Here is a 19,991-nt window from a genome sequence, read left to right on the forward strand (position 1 = left end):
AACAGCTCTATAGTAGAGTCTTTTCTATAAAAGAGAATTAGTCTCAGGATGTGGTGCTGCCTTCGGGCACCCTCATTACATATCCTGTTCCGCGAACAGTATGAATCAACTTGTTCCGGTACCCTTTATCAATTTTTAAGCGGATATGCCTGATGTATACATCTACAACATTGGTATCTGCATGGAATTGATATCCCCATACTTGTTTGAGTATTTCCTCGCGGGAACATATAATCCCTCGATTCGCAGCGAGATAATATAGAAGATCGAATTCTTTATGCGTCATCTTAAGCTCGATCCCTTCACGGGTGACCAGCCTGCGGCTGGGATCGAGCATTAAACCATCTACCTTTAACAGATGTTTTAAATTTCGACGCCGACCCGTGAGGGTTAATAAATTTAGAATTCTACATTTAAATTCACCGGTATGTAGTGGTTTTGTCATGAAATCATTCCCTCCGGCTAAAAAGGCTGCAACTGCTCCGTTACCAGATAATTCTTCGGAAATCACCATGACCGGAAGAATCATTCCCTCATCTCTTACTGCGGAAATGATTTTCCATCCTTCCCATGTTCCCACCTCGCCTAAATCAGCAAGCAGTAATACCGGTTCTACTTCAGAAATGGATAAGCGAAGATCTTCGGGATCTTCGCTTTTTGTTATTTGCAGACCGATATCATTAAACACTTTCGCAATAGCGTCTAGTTCTTCCTCTCCTCTTCCGTTTCCCGCAGACATGTACCATATCATTTGCTCACTCACGAAGATCCCCCGTATCCATCAGACATGCATCAGCATCCCATTAATAGATATAGAATCCCCGGAAAACAAAGAGACCATTCCTATGAAATGGCCTGAAGATCTGTTTATTATGCTTTTTATCCAAAATATCGATGATAAAAGCTACGGGCAGCGGCAATATCCTTCGTTCCATGGATCAATGCCCGGCCATCTGCGAAGATCACCATCCGGTAAAGACCTTCCTTAAAGGAAATTAGATAAGGATTGCTCTCTACCTCACCGTCTCCTAAACTAGACAGACGACTGGCTGTTTCCTGCAAGTTAAGTTTCTGCGGCCGGGCAGGGCGGATCTGTACGGTATCCCTGCCACAAAGCACATCACTTCGTTCCGTATTTAAGGCTGTTAGATAAGGGTAGATCGGATGAGTCCCACAAGAAGGACAATTCTCCTTTTTAGCACTTTTCACGCCAATTTCTTGATGTTCATTACGCCATACATCGAAAGTCAGCAGTTTATTCCGTAATTGGTCCTTACGGTTACCGAGAAGCTTTAACGCCTCAGCTGTAGCATTTGCAGTAACCAATTGCACGGCCTGTGGGAGAATACCCGCTGTATCACAGGTATCTCCCCCTAGTGGAACTGTACCTAAAAGACAATGAAGACATGGCGTTTCTCCAGGCAATATCGTATATGTAATTCCATAGCTTCCTACACAAGCTCCATAAATCCAAGGGATATTATTCTTTTGGGCAATATCATTAATGATGAGACGTGTATCGAAATTATCAGTCCCATCCATAATCAGGTCCACCCCTGAGATGAGTCCTTCCAGCTCTTCCTTCCGCACATCCATAACATGCGCTTCTATGACAACCTCAGAATTAATCTGCTGCAGTCTGTTCTGGGCTGCAATGGCTTTTGGAGCTCTCTCCTGCGCATCCATCTCGGTATACAGCTGTTGGCGCTGCAGGTTACTCCACTCTACATAATCGCGGTCAACGATGAGAACATGCCCAACCCCACAGCGGACTAATGTCTCTGCAATCCCTGTACCTAACGCACCCGCACCAACTACAAGCACTTTTGATTTTGCGAGACCCTGCTGTCCTTCAGTACCAAATGGCGTGAAACGTATCTGCCGTGAGTATCGATCTTCTCGCCCAGCGTTATGAAACATGCATTATCTCCTCCCCATATCCAAAAAGCGGAGAACAGCAGGATCTCTGCTATTCTCCGGATTTATGATTATTCTATACCTGTACAGCTGACCACTGCTCAACATCCCAAATTTTCGTAACCCAATCTTCATAAAAATCAGGTTCATGAGATACAAGCAGGACTGTGCCTTTATATTCTTGCAAAGCGCGCTTCAACTCTGCTTTAGCGATAACGTCAAGGTGATTGGTAGGTTCATCGAACAGCACCCAGTTGCTTTCGCGCATCAAAAGCTTACAAAGACGCACCTTCGCTTGCTCCCCACCACTCAGCATACTAAGCGGACGTGTAATATGTTCATTTTTTAGGCCACAGCGTGCCAGATGTCCACGAACTTCGTTCTGAGTTAAACTGGAGAATTCATTCCAGACATCCTCAATGGGTGTAAGACTAGCTGCTTTCACTTCTTGTTGGAAATATGCAGGGTTCAGATAATCCCCAAGATAGGTTTTGCCGCTGTATGTTGGGATCACTCCCAGAATTGTCTTCAGCAGTGTCGATTTACCCACACCATTGCAGCCAACAATAGCAATCTTCTCTCCACGTTCAATGACCATGTTTAGCTGTGGCAGCAGCGGACGATCATAACCAATCTCAAAATCAATTCCTTCGAAGACGGTTTTGCCGCTTGCCCGGCTCTCTTTAAACTTAAAGGTCGGCTTAGAAGCTTCTTCAGGACGATCAATTCGGTCCATACGATCAAGCTGCTTCTCACGGCTTTTTGCCCGGCCTGAAGTTGAAGCACGCGCTTTATTCCGCTGGATGAAGTCCTCTTGTTTTTTGATAAAATCTTGTTGCTTCTCATAGGCATCGATATGCTGGTTTTTGTTCATCTCCGCCATATCGAGGAATTTCTCATAGTTCGCCGTGTAACGGGTCAATTTACCGAACTCTAAGTGATAAACGACATTAACGACTTTATTCATAAACTCAGTGTCATGGGAAATCAATATAAATGCATATGGGTACTGTTTCAAATAGTTGGTCAGCCAATCGATATGTTCAACATCCAAATAGTTGGTAGGCTCATCAAGCAATAGTACATTGGGTTTCTCCAGTAGCAGCTTCGCCAGCAGCACTTTGGTTCTTTGACCACCACTGAGAGAAGCAACATCACGATCTAGCCCAATCACGGACAGGCCTAAACCATTGGCCATTTCCTCTACTTTTACATCAATCAGATAGAAATCTCCGATATCCAGTTGTTCCTGAATGTCTCCCATCTGCTCCAGTAGTACTTCTAGTTCCTCAGGCGAAGCATCACCCATCTGCTCTGTGATCTTCAGCATTTCCTGCTCCAACTCAAGCAGTGGCAAAAAAGCGTCCTTTAGAACATCGCGAATCGTTTTGCCCGGTGTAAGAATCGTATGTTGGTCCAAATAACCGTAACGCACCCGAGGGGTCCACTCTACTTTACCATTATCCTTCAAAAGCTTTCCTGTCAAAATGTTCATTAGCGTCGATTTACCAACGCCATTTGCTCCAACAATTCCAACATGTTCTCCTGGTAACAACCGGAAAGACACGTTCTTGAACAATGTCCGATCCCCAAAATTGTGGGAAACGTCTTCTACAGTAAGTAAACTCATAAATTCTCCGCAAGCTCCTGTCTATACTTAAATAATGCGTAAATCAAATCACGTATAAATATATATTTTATCACACTTTAGCAGAACACTGAATTAAATGTTAGTCCCAATAGCCTATCTTAAGAAAAAACCACGGCGTTTTCCAACGTTTCGCTCGCCCTTAATGTCCCCTAACAGCTCAGCAATTACTTCTGCCAACTTCCCTTTTTGTAAAAATGGATCTTGCTGACATGGTAAATTATAAACCCTATCTATACCTAAAGAATTTCGCAACAGTTCAACAGATTGGTGTTCAGCAAGTGGTAAACCCACTCTCCATTCCCGTTCAGGCTGCAGCCCACTCCGTTTAATCCATAATAAAGATTCCTCCAATCGCCAATCGGCGCCAGAAGCAATTAGAATGGGAATATCGCTATGCTTGATTTCTTCCAGCGCTCCATCAAATCCACCCGTGCCCAGATCTAATACCACAAATTGATAAGCTCCTCTCATAAGCTCTGCTACATCCCCATGGTGAGGTCGCTTCCAGTAATGAACCTTCCTCCAGGAAAATACAGACTCAGAGCTCTCATCAGGAACTGAAGCGCTCTGCACATCAACCATATTGTGCATACGCTCATAAACCGATGAATCCGGTGATAGATCAACCCAAGCTGTTGAACCGATCTGTGCCAGATAACTGCTAATTGCAAATGAAGTATGTGTTGTTCCAAGTCCCGGCCCTACTCCAAGTAAGGCGATCACTTTAGCCTTCCGTTTATCAACCGCTAGGGGCACAGACACTGCTAAAGGATTACCTTCATCCATATCATTCTCCACACGAACCAGCGCTTGAATAACAGCTGTTGCCTCCTGATATCTTTCCTCCGGATGAGGCCGTAATAAACGTCTAATTATAGGAATAAAAGCTGCGGGAACATGGTCACGCAACTTATTTTCCATTCCAGACTCCCAGTGGCTGCATAAGCCTCCGGTAGCCATATATAAAAGCAATGCACCAAGACCATATAAATCAGAAACCGGCTGACTCTGCCCGTTCCCATACTGCTCAGGAGCCGCAAACCCAACTGTACCTAGCTTCACCGTATCTTCAACGATTCCTTTTCTATAATTTCGAGCGATTCCGAAGTCGATTAACATCAATTCTTTTTGCTTAGTTAACATAAGATTAGAGGGCTTTAAATCACGATAAACAATGGGCGGATGATGACCATGTAAATATTGCAGGACTTCTAAAAGCTGTTTAGCTATTTGTAGGATGAATTCACAAGGCAATGGTCCGGGATTATCCTTCATCAGCTGACTTAAAGTTATCCCTTCAATATAATCCATAACTAAATAAGAATACCCTTCTTGATCCGAAAGATAGTAATCAACAATACGTGGAAGCCGCGGGTGATCCAGACACATTAGCATCTCCGCTTCAGCTTTAATGTCTGAAGGCATCTCATCTGAGCTTACACTTTCTTTTACAGCCCAACGTTTCCCCTTTAAACGCAGATCCTCCGCAAGATAGACAATACTCATTCCACCTGTTCCAATCTGATCAATAATTCTGTATCTGGCGTCCATTATCTGCCCTACCCCAAGCTTCGATGCAAAATCCACCTGAACTTCCCCCTTTTTCACATAAAAAAAAGAGAAAGCTTCCGCCATTAACGTTGTTACCGCAGATTACGATAACGTTAATAACGGGATGCTTTCCCTTAAGATTTTTAAATTAGGATCTAACTTAGTATTTAATCATATAAAGTGTTATTTCGTCACGATTATGAAACAGCTGCTTGGCCCGTTGAATCTGCATACGTTCGCCCTCAAACATTGCGATGATCTCTTTGATCATCGCTAGAGGTTTCTTATGCATCAGCTTTACGGTCACAATCGCTGTTCCGCCTGGGGACAGGCTGTGCAGCAGCCCGGTTACAAGCTTCGCCATCAGCTTAGGACTCCAGCTCATATCACATACAAGCAGATCAAATTCATTATCGCGGAATTTCACTTCTCCGGCATTTTTGCGCAGGATCTTCAGACCCGGGTAATTACGCAGCGATTCATGCATCAAAGCAGGGTCAACCGCTGTTACCTTCATTCCACGCTCCAGCAAGAAAGAAGTCCAGCCCCCTGGAGAGGCACCGATATCAAGCGCATTACGGAAGCTGTAAAAAGGAATACCGAACTCCTTCTCCGCTTCCATCAGCTTGAACTTAGCACGTGAGATTTGTCCGTCTTCCTTGCGGAAACGGATTGCACCGCCATTCCAACCGGATAGATTCTCTTCTGGTCTGGACACTCCTGCATATAAGGCATTCCCGTCTGCGTAGACAGAAATGACCCATGCCGGATCTTGTACTGTAAATTCTGCACCCAAGCTTTGCAATTGCTCCTGCAGCCATTCACGTAGTTCGCCCGGACTTTCCTGCCAGAAGGAAGGATCCCCTTTACGAACATTTAGGGATATTTTCTCCCCCTCTAGCTCACTGCGGCGGCTTAAATACACAGCCAAACGCTGTAACCCATCAATGGTTCCTTCATCCTGAAACTGCACAGGCTGTATATGACGAAGGAAAATGGGCAGATTCTGTGTGAGCAATCGTGATACTTCCTCGGGTTCAGACTGCAAGGTGGCCAGAAAGATTTCTCCCGGCAACAGCAGCGTACTCTTTACTGCTCCGAATAAGCGCCGAAGCTCTTCCTGAGCATATGGCGCAAAGCCGTGATTAGCTGTACAAATATATCGGGAGTACACTATTTCTTCCGGAGCAGTGGTCTGCTCTTCGTTATCATGTCTTAATTCGTTCAAATCGTTTTGCCTCCAGGTCTAATTTTAATCCAGGGACGACCGCTATCCCATTCTACATCAACAGGAATATCATAGGTGGCCAAGATCATTTCTTTGGTTAATACTTCTTCTTTCGGTCCGGAACCAGCTAGCTTACCGTCGCGAATTAAAGCAACATGTGTAAAAAGCGGGACGATTTCCTCCACATGATGAGTTACATATACAACGGAGACATTACGTTGTCTCAGCTTGTCTACTTCAGCCAGCATTTTTTCTCTTTCGTACAGATCAAGACCTGCACAAGGCTCGTCCATAATCAGAAGTTTGGGGTCAGCCATAAGACATCTTGCCAGCATTGCTTTTTTTCGCTCTCCCTGTGACAAGGTTCCAAAAGGATGAAGTGCCATATTGCCCAGATTCATATCCTCTAGCAAACGGATTGCCTTCTCCTTCACATCGTGTGGAATGCTCTCGTAGAAACGTAAATAAGCGTAAGCTCCTGTAGCGACAACCTCCCACACCGGATCATTTAAAGACATCTTCTCCATTAAGGAAGGACCAATATAACCAATTTCTTTACGAACCTCGCGTAAATCACATTGACCATATTTATTCCCCAATACCTCAACAGTTCCTTTGCTAGGGAATAAATAACCTGTCATAATCTCCAAAATGGTTGTTTTGCCCGAACCATTTCGTCCCAAAATGACCCAGTTTTCGCCTTCCTTCACTTCTAACGATACATCGTCCAAGATTAGGCTTTCTTCTCTGCGCAGAGATAAATGTTGTAATGAAATGATCATGATATAACACTCCTTATGTATTCCAGAATCCGCTCAACTGAAACCATTGAATAATAAATATGCGGATTCTCTATCCGGTCAGCAGAAGCCACAAGTAGAGCAGGGACACTGGTAATACGGTATTGTTGGACCAGATTAGGCAACATGTTCACATTTCCGGCAACCATTTGGAGTTCAGCAGGCAATAGATGTGCCGCTACTTCCAACATGCGTTCTGTAGCCTTACAGGTACCACACAGCGGAGTATGCAAAAATACTACCAGCGGTTCTCCAGGTCTCGTGAGTATCTCCAGTAAATCCGCTTCATTCATTTCCTTCATTTCAGATCCGTCTCCCTAGCGATATCATAAAGCTTATCAGAACTTAGGGGACCATTAAACAAGATCATCCCCTCAGGTTTAGCCGCGTATAAGATTTCATACATTTCTTTTCTCCCTAAAACACTAGAGGTGTGTAGATAGATTTCACGGGGGTACAGCCCTTCCAGAACAATCCGTCTAGCCACTTCCCCACCAGAATAATCATCCGGTCCCATATCATAATCTAACGATAAAATACCAACCTCACACTCACGCAGCATCAGAAGACATTCTTCTGTTGTCCTGGCTAAAGCAAATCCAAGCGGACCTTTACGGAGATCGTCCATATAGATATGAATCACTTTCTAGCCCCCCGCTTCAAACCAACTGCGAACAGTAGCTATTTCATTCCGATGACTGCCATCTGGACCCTTTTCAGTTTCCAAAACAACAGATTTTTTACGTAATGGATCAGAAGTTATTAAGCGCTTAAGACCCTCTTCGCCGATATAACCTTTTCCTATTCCAGCATGCCGGTCCCGTCTCGAATCAAAGGGAAACTTAGAATCATTTAGATGAACAGCTACAAGATGCGGCCAAAATCCAAGCTGGTTTCCTCGTTCAAGCAAGTCTTCCGTATGCTCAGGATTCCAAATTCCCGCTGCAAAAGCATGACAGGTATCCAGACAAAATCCAATCTTCTCGGGAAACTGGCTAAGCTCACGAACCTTCACCAATTCTTCAAGTGTAATCCCTTCGGTACCATGGTTGCCCGCTTGATTCTCGATTAACAGCTTGGCGTTACCTTCCCAGGACTCCAGCGTCTCATTCATACATTGTATAATATTTTGATAGCCTTGTAACGGCTCCATTCCAGCAAAATGTCCAAAATGAACAACAATGCCTAAGGAACCGCAGGCTTCAGCAATTTCCAGATCATTAAGTAGGGAGTCTACATACACCTTTCGCGGGGTAGCGTCATCCCTATTCGCAGCCATATTGATTGCATAAGGGGTGTGGGCGATAGAGGTGATCCCTTTTTCTTGGCAAAAGAGTGCACAATCCCTTGTATCTCGAATATCAACCGTCTTTAACTTCAGACTGCGCGGATTTTTCGGAAAATATTGAAAACTTGTTGCACCGCTCTCCCAAGCAAATCGGGCAGCTCTCCCATATCCACCACGAATGCTGACATGAGCCCCTATTTTGGGTTTAGGCTTCATGCTGACAGTCTGGGCAATAAAATACTTTGCGTCCAGACAGCTCTGTTTTGATAATCGTTCCCCCATCGCGTAGGCAAGGCTCACCCTCACGGTCATAGACTTTACATTGGTCATTATAAGAACCCGTAACCGTATCACCGGTCATAAAAGGCATTTCCATGTATCCGCCAATCTCTGTCGCATCAGTTAATACTTTTTGAATGCTTTGATACAGGCGGGAAATGGCTTCAGGTGATAAATTTTGTACTAAAACTGAAGGCAGAAGCCCTGCGTCAAAAGCAATCTCATCCGCATAACAATTTCCAATACCCGCCATTACATGCTGATTCACTAACAGACTTTTTAACGCACCACGCCGCCCTTTTAATATTCCTGCAAAACGTTCCGGCGTCATCCGTCGATCCAGCAGCTCAGGTCCAAGCTTACCCATCGTTGCTTCGCTTTCCTTCACGGATACTAAATGTAAGAACCCTAACCGCAGGCCCATAAAATAAAGGATCTGATCACCAAATGCGATTTCTACTTGCGTATTACGATCCGGCCGCTCTTCTTCTGAACCATAAAAAAGCAATCCACCCAGCATTAAATGTAATAGTAATCTTCGTCCATCATGGAGATGAAACAAAATGTACTTGGCGCGCCGCTCTACAAAAACAACACGCGCACCGATCAAGGCATTAATGAAAGCTTCTGTTTCCATGTTAATTGTTTTTTCTCTGTTCACAATTACATTAGTTATCGGAACATTTATAATACGCTGGCTAAGCAGCTGTCTATAATTCTCCATTTCCGGCAATTCTGGCATACTCATCGTCCCCTCTAAGTTGGTGAAGTAATAAGACCCTAGCTATTATACACCGAGAAACATTTTAAGTTCAGCTAAATCGGCACATATTTCATCGGGAGTGATCCCTGTGATGCTTTTATAGTGCTCCAGGTTCTCTGTAGTGGTTAAACCGGTAAGAACAAGGATTGTACGACAGCCCGCATTAACACCGGCAGCGATATCCGTACGCATATTATCCCCAACAACAGCAGCATGTTCAGGTTGAATGTTCAGAAGATCTGTCGCATATTTGATCAGGTGGGATTCAGGTTTACCGATCACTACTGGCTTCACTCCACTTGCAGCCTCAATTGCTGCACCAATCGTACCCGCACCCGGCATAACCCCATCATCTGATGGTAACATTAAATCTGGATTGGTGAGCACAAACTTTGCCCCGCTCAAAATCCAACGCGAAGCTTGAGCTAACGAAGCATAATTAAAAGAACGATCGATACCTTGCACCACATAATCAGGGGATTCTGTGACGATTTGGAGCCCTGCCTCAATGCAAGCCATACGCAGTCCCTCTTCTCCAAGTATCGCCACTGTAGCCCCAGGTGATTCCTCAGCTATGTAACGTGCGGCTGCCATAGAAGAGGTACATACCTCCTCAGCTTTCGCCTCAATTCCCATTCCACTTAAGTGGGCAGCAACGTTAGCTGCCGTACGCGATGAGTTATTAGTAACAAATAAAAAAGGGATATCCGCTTCACGAAGAGCTTTTATCAGCAGATCAGCACCGGGAATCATTTTATGCCCATGGTACAATGTACCATCTAGATCAATCAATAATCCTTCAATTTGTTCCATCACTAACCCCTCAGTTTCCACAATAAATTTAATTAATATAATAAATAAATAATAGTATTAACAAACTTGTAGCCTTTGCCCTGCTTGGATTTACAGAAAAACTCAATCCCTTTAGGTGGAAGATATCACCTACTGATTTTCGGCAATATGTCCAGCCATTCGTTCGTCTTTTACTCCGTGATTACTTTAAATCTAACACACTTCGTCGAATGAAATCGAACAACCGTCCCATCCAGCATTTTTTAGCATAGCACTGTCATTTCCTGCGCTTTCCCGGAAAATAATCATTCCCCCTATTGCCCATTTAGTCTGCGAGGTACCGGATATGCATTAAATTCCTCAGCTAATAATGTCTCTGGGAATAGGAGTTCAGCTTCCTCAAGCAAAGGAATTAACTCTTCATGCGAGCTGTAACGAGAACTGAAATGAGTCAGCAACAGCTGTCCTGCTTTGGCTTCTTTTGCTAACTCTGCAGCCTGACGGGCTGTACTATGATGATATTGATACGCCATGTCAGCCAGAACATGGGCGAAGGTTGCTTCATGAACGATAAGGTCTGCATTAAGAGAGAGTTCTAAGGCTCCCGAACAAGGTCTTGTATCTCCAAGGATAGTAACAATACGTCCTCGTTTGGGTTCCCTGACAACATCAGCAGCACAGATTCGTGCACCTTCATCCGTAACAACATCTTCACCTTTTTTTAATTTCCCATAAATCGGTCCCGGTTTTAAACCATAACTCTTAAGCAATTCCGTATTGAGGCTTCCGGGACTATCCTTTTCCGTTACCCGGTAGCCATAGCTGTCAATCCGGTGCTCAAGTAATGCAGCCTCAACTTTAAAGCTATCATCCTCGAATATAATTCCTCCTGTATGCTCAACAATCTCAATCTTATAAGGAATTCGGGATTGGCTCACAGCTAAGGAGATCTCTAAGTAAGCTTTTAATCCAGGGGGTCCGTACACCGTTAACGGCGCTGTCCCTCCCTGATAACCACGACTTGATAATAGACCTGGAAGACCAAATAGGTGATCACCATGCAAGTGGGTAATGAATAGCTTTTCCAGCTTTCCTAGCCGAATCGGTGAACGAAGAACCTGATGTTGTGTACCTTCCCCACAATCGAACATCCAAATACTGCGACGTTCTTCCAGCAGTCTTAATGTAACGGACGTTACATTGCGTTGTAGCGTTGGCACACCTGCATTAGTACCTAAAAAATATAAATCCATTCTTTTTCCTCCCTTCTGCTTATTGGCTCAACCATCTCTTTTCAATTCTAAACGACCTTCTTCCAGCAAAAAACCCCCCAGTTACGGGAGGTTCCGCTGAAAGGGATACAATCCCCTACAGACCAGGTATATAAATGAAAGAATTACAGCTTCTCTACATTAAAATACTGCGCTTCTGGATGGGCAAATACCATAGCCGAAACGGAAGCTTCGGGCTCCATCATAAAGCCTTCTGTAAGGTGAACACCGATATCCTCCGGAGATAACAACTTAAACAGTGGACCTTGATCTTCTAAATCCGGGCATGCAGGATAACCAAATGAAACACGGATTCCTTGGTATCTTGCCCCATGTCTTTGCTTCATCGTCATATCCGCCGGATCCGGGAAACCCCAAGTATCGCGCATCATATGATGGACGCGTTCCGCCAGTCCTTCTGCCACTTCAAGTGCAACCGACTGCAAGGCGTGTGAACGCAGATAATCTCCGCTTTCTTTCAGCTGAGTAGACAATTCACGTACACCGTGACCTGCTGTTACAACTAGGAATCCAACATAGTCCATAATACCACTGTCAACAGGTTTCAAAAAGTCCGCCAAGCACAGATGAGGCTCTACCCCTTGTCTCGGGAAAGTAAAGGTATGCAGGATCTCGGACGTATTCTGTGGATTATACACTATAATATCATTCCCTTGCGATTGTGCAGGGAAGAATTGATACATAGCATGTGGAGTAATGGTACCCTCTAGCATCGCTTGATGGAGAATATCGTCTACGGTACCCTTCAGTTCAACAGTCCGCTGATCTCCAGCAGCTAATTGGGCTTCTACAGAACCCCGTAACCCCAAATGATGACCCAGCAGCATTTGCATATTCACATAGGGGATAATATGCCCCAATGGATAGTTACGCAGTACGTGGCGTTCTAAATCCGGTGGAACAAATACAGGTGCATCTGGAGATATTTTGGAACGCACTGCTCTGGTTAGTTTCGGCAGTTCTTGCTTAGGCGCCACCGCAACCGCTGCTTCTGCCTCCACACGAATTTCCTCGGCAATCTTCTCCCGTTCTTCAGGGTTCATAAGCCGATTGGCAATATCCAGCCCGTCCATAGCGTCCTTAGCATACAATACTAGACCGTCATATTCTGGACGAATACGGGTCTTCGTAAATTTACGGGTCAAAGCTGCGCCGCCAACCATAATCGGAACATCGATCCCTGCTGTACGTAGATCCTGAGCGGTGAGGACCATCTGCTGAGCAGATTTCACAAGCAACCCGGACAATCCTATCGCATCAGCTTTTTCTCGACGGAAGGCTTCGATAATGGTCTCTGGTGGTACTTTTATACCCAAATTAATGATCTGATAACCATTATTGGAGAGGATGATCTCCACTAGATTCTTACCAATATCATGCACGTCCCCTTTTACGGTTGCCAGCATAATTTTTCCTTTAACCGCTGTCTCATCCTTCTGCATAAACTGCTCTAGATGATTGACAGAAGCCTTCATCACTTCAGCGCTTTGCAGCACCTCAGCAACGATCAATTCATTATTATTAAATAACCGGCCGACTTCCGACATCCCTGCCATCAGCGGTCCATTGATGATCTCCAGCGGACCAGATTTAGTCAATGCTTCATTAAGGTCAGGAATGAGTCCTTCCTTCGTACCTTCAACCACATAGGAAGCTAAACGTTCTTCAAGTGACAGGTTGGAAATCTTCTCTTTTTTCTCTACTTTTTTACCACGGAAAGCAGCTACAAAAGCAGAAAGCGTCTCATCATTCGTATTATAAATCAGTTCCTCAGCAAGATGACGTTCTTCAGCAGGAATGGAAGCATACCGCTCCACTTTTTCTGTATTTACGATCGCATAATCTAATCCAGCTTTTGTACATTCATAAAGGAATACGGAGTTCAACACTTCACGACCCGCTTCCGGCAATCCAAAGGAGACGTTGCTAATGCCCAAGATCGTATGAACGCCTGGAAGTGCTTCCTTGATCAAACGAATGCCGTCAATCGTTTCTTTTGCTGAACCGATATATTGTTCATCTCCGGTTCCTACAGGGAACACCAACGTGTCAAAAATAAGATCTTCTCCTGCTAAACCGTACTTATTCACTAGCAAGTCATAGGAGCGTTTAGCCACTTCCAGTTTATCTGTCGCCTTAATGGCTTGTCCCGTCTCATCGATGGTACCCACAACAATAGCTGCACCATATTTATGAATGATCGGCGTCACCAGCTCGAATTTTTCTTCACCATCTTCAAGGTTAATGGAGTTAATTATCGCCTTACCTTGACAGTACTGCAAAGCCAAATCGATAACCTTAGGATCGGTAGTATCGATCATCAGGGGTACTTTAACCTTTTTCACAACCAGTTCTAAGAAAAGCTTAATATCTTCAATCTCATCACGGTCAGGGTCTTGTACACACACGTCAATAACCTGTGCCCCACTCTTCACCTGAGCACGGGCAATTTCTGAGGCTTCCTCATATTTACCTTCGACGATAAGACGTTTAAATTTACGAGAGCCAAGTACATTCGTACGTTCACCAACCATGTATGGACGGTTGTCGTTCTCAATATAGATAGGCTCGATGCCTGAAAGTGCAGGCGGATGATTACCTGTCAGCGGGCGTGGAGGATATTCAGAAAGTGCTTCCTTCATCGCACGGATATGCTCTGGTGTCGTTCCACAGCACCCCCCCGCAATGTTCAGCCAGCCTTTTTCGGCAAAGGCTGCAATCTTGCGAGCTAAAGAGTCTGGAGATTCATGATAATGTCCGTTCTCATCCGGCAACCCTGCGTTTGGATAACAGCTCACGGCTGCGGAGGAGATCTCCGAAAGCGAACGAATGTGATCCCGCATAAACTCAGGACCAGTCGCACAGTTGAGGCCCATAGAGATAGGCTTCAGATGTTCTAATGAGATATAAAATGCTTCAATATTCTGACCCGCCAATGTAGTACCCATTGGTTCAATTGTTCCGGAAATCATAACCGGCAATGTGATGCCAGTCTTTTCAAAAGCATTACGAATACCAATACTTCCAGCTTTAACGTTAAGTGTATCTTGAGAGGTCTCCAGCAGCAAAACATCTACTTTACCGTCGATCAATGCCACTGCTTGTTCCTCATAGCTATCAACTAACTCTTGGAAAGTAACGCCTCCAGTTACTGAGAGCGTTTTTGTTGTTGGACCCATAGCCCCCACGACGTATCGCGGACGGTCAGGTGTGTCATATTTGTCTACTGCTCTGCGAGCCAACTCTGCTGCCGCTAGATTGATCTCACGTGCCCGCTGAGGAATATCATATTCAGCTAGCACAACAGAGGTTGCACCAAATGTGTTAGTCTCAATGAGATCAGCCCCTGCTTCGAGGTACTGCTCATGAATCGTCTGAATGACTTCTGGACGTGTTAATACCAGCATTTCATTACAGCCGTCCAGCTCATCGCCTCCAAAATCTTCTCCAGTAAGAGGCACCTGTTGGATCATCGTGCCCATTGCGCCATCAAGGATCAAAATCCTTTGTTGTAAGCTTTCCTCAAGTGTATATTTAGCCAACTAATAGTCCCCCCAGTAAAACATTAGAGTAAGTTTAGCAGAATAAAGGAATTTCGAAAAGCCTTCCTTTCCACTCTGCTTTATCTGTTATTGCTCAGTAACCTTTGCGAACCTTTGAATCATGGTTTCACAGACAGCTCTTTGCTAGGCATAGAGTGCTGTGTCCGGGCTGTCACATGTGAAGTGACATTATATTGTCCTTCCTTTTCAAGGGTCCCTTCTGCTTGATAGACTCCTTTACCAATTAGCTTTCCCTTAAGCTCTATTTTCTGTCCCTCATCATTTTTATTCACAATTTCGAACAGAACCTCTTTTGCATCATCTACTGCCTCGTTATCTTGGGTCACCACAGCTTCAAAGGTTACCTTTTGATTTACAACAACTTCTTCAGGACTCCATTGTAGTTCGACTTTGATAGGTTCCATAGACATGTTCATATTCATGTTATGTATTTCTGAATGCTTGGTTCCATTTGAAGAACATCCACCTAGTACTAGAAGTGTTGCACCTAATAATACAGCGACTAATTTCTTCGATCTCATCATTTGGAGCCCTCCCAATCATTATCGAATAATAAAAATCTACCAATTCATGTTATACATCTCCATCTATTATACACATTATTATTGGTTTTTCAGTATTTTGCATCAATTCCGCATTAGTCTTGTGACTTAAATCATTTACTTAAAAATCTAATGAAATCCTTATGTTAGTATGTATGTACAGAAAAGCAGCGAGTTTCTTAGGATCTCAGAAACTCGCTGCTTTTATAAAGTCTTTATATTGGAGCTAATAGCTCTGTAAATCTTACAAAGATTGAACTAGTGGAAGAAGTTCCTCAAGGTGATTGATTTCATGATCCGGATGAATATCAAGACTAGGTGCTCTACCTTTTCTATTGATCCAGACCGTGGTCAACCCTGCTGCCAGCCCCCCACGGATATCCGTTGTAAGCTTATCGCCGACCATAACTGCTTGCTCAGGAGTTACATCAAGAAGCTCTAAAGCATGCAGGAAAATTTCCTTATCCGGTTTGCCTTTACCAAAGCTTCCGGAAATCACAATATGATCAAAGAAAGGAATTAACTCTGGCACACCATCTAGTTTCTCTTGTTGCAGTGCAGGACAGCCGTTCGTAAGTAGCAAAAGCTTCACTTGACCCCGTAACTGCTCCAGTACATGCATTGTTTCTTCATAGATGTATGGACGTTTTCTGCGCTCTGCTGCGAATTTAGTTGCCAAGGTCTCAGCTAGTGCTTCGTCTTCCACCCCTAACGCTGCAAGTCCGCGACGCCAAGACTCTTTACGATATACCGGCGCAAGCTGCTCCAATTGACGGAATTCTGGCTGTTCACCTGCCGTAAAGTTAGCCCAGAGTGCTTCATATGGATTAATTCCGATCATCTTTGTAAATGGGAACGTCTCATAAGATTCATACAAGCTACTTGCTTCCTTACGAACTGCAACTTCTAGTTCTTGTGGATCAATCGTATCCCCGGCGGCTTCACAAGCAGAACGAAATGCTTCTTCGACGCTCCGATCATCCCACAGCAATGTATCATCAAGGTCAAATAGTACAGCAGAAATTGGCATTACAGGTCTCCCTCTCCCTTTAACTGGTCTAGTTCTATTCGTGAACTACTTCAATGTTGTGAGCTTTAGCAAATGCTTCTAATCTTGTACTCATCGCATTAGTATCATAGCGATTCATAAGTTTTGTGAAAATCCATTTCGTACGTTTCCCTTTGTGCTTAATGACTACAGCTCCACGCGAAAGGGTGATTTTCTCAATATCTGCAGCTGGAAGCCCGCGTTCGCGATTGAATTTAATAGTGGACAGTCTTGCTTTTTCCACCTTCAAGTACGGACGACGGAAGAACAATAGCGCTGCCAGCAAATAGTACAGTACTACTCCCAGCCAATTAGCCAGCATGCCATTGCCTTTGGCCTGATCAATAGAACCAACTACCCAAAACATAGTGCCAAGTATCACTAACACTACCGGAAATGCAATGTTGCGACCTTTAAAGACTTCGGCATTCTGGGTAGGAGATTTAGAGGCATAAATCGTATCCTTGCCTTGTTTCTTTCTTTGCTTGTTGATTTGCTGTGTGTTGCGTTGAACCATTCTTTCCCAAGAACGGGCCATGTGCGTTCCCCCTAGTCATCCTGAAATATCTATGAAAAGGAACAGCGAGCTAATGTTTAAGCCCCTTGTTACCTTGTTCATGCTCATCGTTATCTACTACTTCAATAGTATTTAATTGTGCTCGGAAGTTATTGCGGATATTCCCCAGGTAAATTTCACGAAGCTTGGCGCGTTCCGCCACTTCCTCTTGATTAAGGCCTACGCTCTTCTGTTTGCGTGCCAATTCGTTAATTCGCGCGACCAACTCATCAATATTCAATACTTTCCCTCCCCCTATAAATTAATTCTAACTCTGCCATGAGAAAAAGAGCTTGTCAAGGTCTACTCCCTGCAAGCTCTACTGGTCATTCTATTATGTTCTCAGAAAATTAATAAATAGGTAAAGTAAGTATGTCTCCAGCGTTAATTTGACTACTCTTAATCCCACTTGAACGTTTAATTCCTTCTATATAAACAACTGTCTTCATATCAGCAGGTTTATTCTTAAGAGCAATACTCCATAGTGTATCTCCACGTTCAACCACAATCCGCTTCTCTTCCTTCATTATAGTCGTCGATCCTGCAAACACATTTCCCACTACTGTTAGGCCAGAAAATACTAGCACGATAATCAATATTAACTTAATAAAGAAATCTTGACGGAACAACGAAATCATCCCTCCAAGCAAACGTTCCGTTATCTCTTTCACCTTAGCGGAATTACGGGCAACGTCATTATGTCCTAAAGATTCAACCACTGGGGCCTTATCGTAGATGCTGCGGTATGTACTGTATTTTAGCATAATTATCATCCTCCAAACACTTGTTCTTACTTTCGAATCCATAATAACACGAACATGTGTTTTGTTCAATACTATTTCAGAACAATTGTTCTCTTTTTTTCGAGAGACTCAAACGGTTCATTTTATTATCATTCATCTACCATTTTTTAACTCTAGCAGATTAATATTTATAATAGTTAGAACTTATGTTTGTGCGAACGGTAGTTCTATGTTATAATTTTCCCAAACATTACTATATGGGGTTGATTCCAATGTCAAAGATTTCAAGTCGCCAGCTGGCGATCCTGGAATTTATACGAAGCGAAGTCCGCAGCAAGGGTTATCCACCTTCCGTCCGGGAAATTGGAGAAGCTGTTGGCCTTGCTTCCAGCTCCACAGTTCACGGTCATTTGGACCGGCTTGAGAAGAAGGGACTTATTCGTCGAGATCCAACGAAGCCACGTGCAATAGAATTACTAGGCCAAGAGGATTCAGAGAATGTTCACCAATTCGCGCAGACCATCTCACGGATTCCTGTCGTAGGTAAAGTTACCGCCGGGGTACCTATCACTGCTACAGAGAATATCGAAGACTACTTCCCACTTCCTACTCACTATGTAGGTGACAACAAAGTATTTATGCTGTCTGTCATGGGTGATAGTATGGTTGACGCAGGCATTATGAATGGTGACTATGTGATTGTTCGCCAACAACAAACAGCGGACAACGGAGATATCGTTGTAGCCATGACCGAAGAAGATGAAGCAACCGTTAAGACCTTTTACAAGGAACGTGATCATATACGGCTTCAGCCGGAGAATCCAGCTTATGAGCCGCTTCGCCTTAATCGCGTAACTATTCTCGGAAGAGTCATCGGATTGTTTCGAGATATCCACTAAGTATGCACTTCTAACATAAAAGGCTGTTCCGCATATGCGGAACAGCCTTTTTTCTACGTTTTTTTTGCTTTTCCAACCACTTACGAACATTTGTTCCCAATGGCTAAAATGGCCATTTTCTATGAATAACCCTTTAGGCGTTCTGCTCATATCCTAATTAGAAAGGAGTGTTGCGTATAATGCCCAACTACCGAATTATTGTAGATCTGACCCAACGAATGTTATATCTTCTGGACAATGATATTGTGATTAGAGGTTTCCCTGTCGGCATCGGTAAGATGTTAACCCAATCCCCAGTGGGTGAATTCACTATTATTAACAAACAACCCGACCCAGGGGGTCCCTTCGGTGTGTTTTGGATGGGACTGTCTAAACCACACTACGGAATTCATGGAAACAATGACCCTTCCTCCATTGGGAAAGAGGTGTCCCACGGCTGCATCCGGATGTACAACGAGGATGTGTTAGCACTCGCTGCTATTGTCCCTATAGGCACACGAGTAACGATAAGAAATTAAATTCGAATGGAGGCTCGGCAACCCCCAAATCACATTAAAAAATGGGGGTCATTACATAAGTAAGTATTTTTTCATTAGCATACTAGGAGTTTGGTGATTATATGTCGAATATTGTTAACAGGATTGCAAACTGAAAAGGATGTGTTTAGTTTGAATAATTCAAAAATTAGAACCCTCGTCGATTTTAAAGTCGATGCACTGGGTAAGCTGTCCGGTTTACTTTTAAATGATGAACAAGCTAGTGGAAAAAAAGTGAATTTGCTCACCTCTTTTGGCAGCATTCAGGGAATCGTCTCTCCAACCGTCTCCAACAAAGAGGATGTATTTGATTTAAAATCTTTGATGGATGATGTAATTGTAGACGAATACATATCTTATTTGGGAGCAGAACACCCTGATAAAAATTTCAGCTATAACTTTGTTGTCCTCAATGACGTTACTGTAAGACCTTATGCTAGTTATGGGACTCCGATCGAATACAAACAGCTGATTGTTTATACCGATCATATCACTGCCTTCAATTTTCTATAGGTTTTCATAATCATCTTAAAAAGCACCCTT

General features: G+C 43.8%; 21 protein-coding genes. 3 read left to right on the forward strand and 18 right to left on the reverse strand.

Annotated features, from left to right (window positions below):
- Nucleotides 1-43: 43 nt before the first annotated feature.
- The 18 genes from NST58_RS18100 to NST58_RS18185 form a co-directional block, all read right to left on the reverse strand.
- Nucleotides 44-763 carry a response regulator transcription factor gene (locus NST58_RS18100; RefSeq protein ID WP_076128431.1) on the reverse strand — a complete coding sequence of 240 codons (720 nt, stop codon included), beginning with the start codon at nt 761-763 and terminating at the stop codon, nt 44-46.
- 116 nt (nt 764-879) lie between these two features.
- Complete coding sequence (locus tag NST58_RS18105; RefSeq protein WP_339243705.1) at nt 880-1,920, reverse strand: ThiF family adenylyltransferase; 1,041 nt, start codon at nt 1,918-1,920, stop codon at nt 880-882.
- Between the two features lie 73 nt (nt 1,921-1,993).
- Complete coding sequence (locus NST58_RS18110; protein WP_339243707.1) at nt 1,994-3,547, reverse strand: ABC-F family ATP-binding cassette domain-containing protein; 1,554 nt, start codon at nt 3,545-3,547, stop codon at nt 1,994-1,996.
- 114 nt (nt 3,548-3,661) lie between these two features.
- Nucleotides 3,662-5,155 carry a serine/threonine-protein kinase gene (locus tag NST58_RS18115; RefSeq protein ID WP_339243709.1) on the reverse strand — a complete coding sequence of 498 codons (1,494 nt, stop codon included), beginning with the start codon at nt 5,153-5,155 and terminating at the stop codon, nt 3,662-3,664.
- A 124-nt stretch (nt 5,156-5,279) separates the two neighbouring features.
- Entirely contained in the window at nt 5,280-6,347 is a 1,068-nt protein-coding gene (locus tag NST58_RS18120; RefSeq protein WP_339243710.1) for an SAM-dependent methyltransferase, read from the reverse strand.
- Nucleotides 6,344-7,126: an ATP-binding cassette domain-containing protein gene (locus NST58_RS18125; RefSeq protein ID WP_312148884.1), complete on the reverse strand. Its 783-nt coding sequence runs from the start codon at nt 7,124-7,126 to the stop codon at nt 6,344-6,346. Before NST58_RS18125 ends, NST58_RS18120 begins: the two co-directional genes overlap by 4 nt.
- Nucleotides 7,126-7,449, reverse strand: coding sequence for a thioredoxin family protein (locus tag NST58_RS18130; RefSeq protein ID WP_076128425.1), 324 nt, complete (start codon nt 7,447-7,449; stop codon nt 7,126-7,128). The genes NST58_RS18125 and NST58_RS18130 overlap by 1 nt, the downstream gene beginning before the upstream one ends.
- The gene (locus NST58_RS18135) at nt 7,446-7,790 is read right to left on the reverse strand and encodes a cyclic-phosphate processing receiver domain-containing protein (protein ID WP_339243712.1); all 345 of its coding nucleotides are present in this window, start codon (nt 7,788-7,790) and stop codon (nt 7,446-7,448) included. Before NST58_RS18135 ends, NST58_RS18130 begins: the two co-directional genes overlap by 4 nt.
- Before the next feature lie 3 nt (nt 7,791-7,793).
- Nucleotides 7,794-8,651 (reverse strand): deoxyribonuclease IV, encoded by an 858-nt coding sequence (locus NST58_RS18140; RefSeq protein ID WP_339248785.1) that lies wholly within the window; start codon nt 8,649-8,651, stop codon nt 7,794-7,796.
- Complete coding sequence (locus NST58_RS18145; RefSeq protein WP_076133771.1) at nt 8,641-9,456, reverse strand: DNA-formamidopyrimidine glycosylase family protein; 816 nt, start codon at nt 9,454-9,456, stop codon at nt 8,641-8,643. The genes NST58_RS18140 and NST58_RS18145 overlap by 11 nt, the downstream gene beginning before the upstream one ends.
- A 45-nt stretch (nt 9,457-9,501) precedes the next feature.
- On the reverse strand, nt 9,502-10,290 hold the full coding sequence (locus NST58_RS18150; RefSeq protein ID WP_076128417.1) for a TIGR01457 family HAD-type hydrolase: 789 nt from the start codon (nt 10,288-10,290) through the stop codon (nt 9,502-9,504).
- Nucleotides 10,291-10,583: 293 nt separating this feature from the next.
- A complete protein-coding gene (gene rnz / locus NST58_RS18155) occupies nt 10,584-11,522 on the reverse strand; it encodes a ribonuclease Z (RefSeq protein ID WP_339243714.1) in 939 nt (312 codons plus the stop codon).
- 143 nt (nt 11,523-11,665) lie between these two features.
- Nucleotides 11,666-15,103, reverse strand: coding sequence for a methionine synthase (gene metH, locus NST58_RS18160; RefSeq protein ID WP_076128413.1), 3,438 nt, complete (start codon nt 15,101-15,103; stop codon nt 11,666-11,668).
- Between the two features lie 119 nt (nt 15,104-15,222).
- Nucleotides 15,223-15,648 (reverse strand): FixH family protein, encoded by a 426-nt coding sequence (locus NST58_RS18165; protein WP_038571571.1) that lies wholly within the window; start codon nt 15,646-15,648, stop codon nt 15,223-15,225.
- A gap of 262 nt (nt 15,649-15,910) precedes the next feature.
- The gene (locus NST58_RS18170) at nt 15,911-16,696 is read right to left on the reverse strand and encodes an HAD family hydrolase (RefSeq protein ID WP_036687714.1); all 786 of its coding nucleotides are present in this window, start codon (nt 16,694-16,696) and stop codon (nt 15,911-15,913) included.
- A gap of 34 nt (nt 16,697-16,730) precedes the next feature.
- A complete protein-coding gene (locus NST58_RS18175; protein WP_076128411.1) occupies nt 16,731-17,252 on the reverse strand; it encodes a hypothetical protein in 522 nt (173 codons plus the stop codon).
- 49 nt (nt 17,253-17,301) lie between these two features.
- On the reverse strand, nt 17,302-17,511 hold the full coding sequence (locus tag NST58_RS18180; protein WP_036687717.1) for a DUF896 domain-containing protein: 210 nt from the start codon (nt 17,509-17,511) through the stop codon (nt 17,302-17,304).
- 109 nt (nt 17,512-17,620) lie between these two features.
- Nucleotides 17,621-18,034, reverse strand: coding sequence for a LysM peptidoglycan-binding domain-containing protein (locus NST58_RS18185; RefSeq protein WP_036687719.1), 414 nt, complete (start codon nt 18,032-18,034; stop codon nt 17,621-17,623).
- Between the two features lie 251 nt (nt 18,035-18,285).
- Between NST58_RS18185 and lexA the strand changes: the two genes are divergently transcribed.
- From lexA to NST58_RS18200, 3 genes are all read left to right on the forward strand, one after another.
- A complete protein-coding gene (lexA, locus tag NST58_RS18190) occupies nt 18,286-18,912 on the forward strand; it encodes a transcriptional repressor LexA (RefSeq protein WP_036687720.1) in 627 nt (208 codons plus the stop codon).
- A gap of 179 nt (nt 18,913-19,091) precedes the next feature.
- Nucleotides 19,092-19,430, forward strand: a complete 339-nt coding sequence (locus tag NST58_RS18195) for a L,D-transpeptidase (protein ID WP_076128407.1) — start codon at nt 19,092-19,094, stop codon at nt 19,428-19,430.
- Nucleotides 19,431-19,580: 150 nt separating this feature from the next.
- Entirely contained in the window at nt 19,581-19,961 is a 381-nt protein-coding gene (locus NST58_RS18200) for a hypothetical protein (RefSeq protein ID WP_139329870.1), read from the forward strand.
- Nucleotides 19,962-19,991: the final 30 nt, after the last annotated feature.

Source organism: Paenibacillus sp. FSL R10-2796, assembly GCF_037965315.1.
Taxonomy (GTDB): domain Bacteria; phylum Bacillota; class Bacilli; order Paenibacillales; family Paenibacillaceae; genus Paenibacillus_AQ; species Paenibacillus_AQ odorifer.

What these genes read in the sequence shown, in the direction of transcription:
- NST58_RS18105 (WP_339243705.1), bottom strand. Translation starts at nt 1,920, where the DNA reads ATGTTTCATAACGCTGGGCGAGAAGATCGATACTCACGGCAGATACGT.
- NST58_RS18110 (WP_339243707.1), bottom strand. Translation starts at nt 3,547, where the DNA reads ATGAGTTTACTTACTGTAGAAGACGTTTCCCACAATTTTGGGGATCGG.
- NST58_RS18130 (WP_076128425.1), bottom strand. Translation starts at nt 7,449, where the DNA reads ATGAAGGAAATGAATGAAGCGGATTTACTGGAGATACTCACGAGACCT.
- NST58_RS18140 (WP_339248785.1), bottom strand. Translation starts at nt 8,651, where the DNA reads ATGAAGCCTAAACCCAAAATAGGGGCTCATGTCAGCATTCGTGGTGGA.
- NST58_RS18145 (WP_076133771.1), bottom strand. Translation starts at nt 9,456, where the DNA reads ATGCCAGAATTGCCGGAAATGGAGAATTATAGACAGCTGCTTAGCCAG.
- NST58_RS18150 (WP_076128417.1), bottom strand. Translation starts at nt 10,290, where the DNA reads ATGGAACAAATTGAAGGATTATTGATTGATCTAGATGGTACATTGTAC.
- rnz (WP_339243714.1), bottom strand. Translation starts at nt 11,522, where the DNA reads ATGGATTTATATTTTTTAGGTACTAATGCAGGTGTGCCAACGCTACAA.
- NST58_RS18165 (WP_038571571.1), bottom strand. Translation starts at nt 15,648, where the DNA reads ATGATGAGATCGAAGAAATTAGTCGCTGTATTATTAGGTGCAACACTT.
- NST58_RS18170 (WP_036687714.1), bottom strand. Translation starts at nt 16,696, where the DNA reads ATGCCAATTTCTGCTGTACTATTTGACCTTGATGATACATTGCTGTGG.
- NST58_RS18175 (WP_076128411.1), bottom strand. Translation starts at nt 17,252, where the DNA reads ATGGCCCGTTCTTGGGAAAGAATGGTTCAACGCAACACACAGCAAATC.
- NST58_RS18185 (WP_036687719.1), bottom strand. Translation starts at nt 18,034, where the DNA reads ATGCTAAAATACAGTACATACCGCAGCATCTACGATAAGGCCCCAGTG.
- lexA (WP_036687720.1), top strand. Translation starts at nt 18,286, where the DNA reads ATGTCAAAGATTTCAAGTCGCCAGCTGGCGATCCTGGAATTTATACGA.
- NST58_RS18195 (WP_076128407.1), top strand. Translation starts at nt 19,092, where the DNA reads ATGCCCAACTACCGAATTATTGTAGATCTGACCCAACGAATGTTATAT.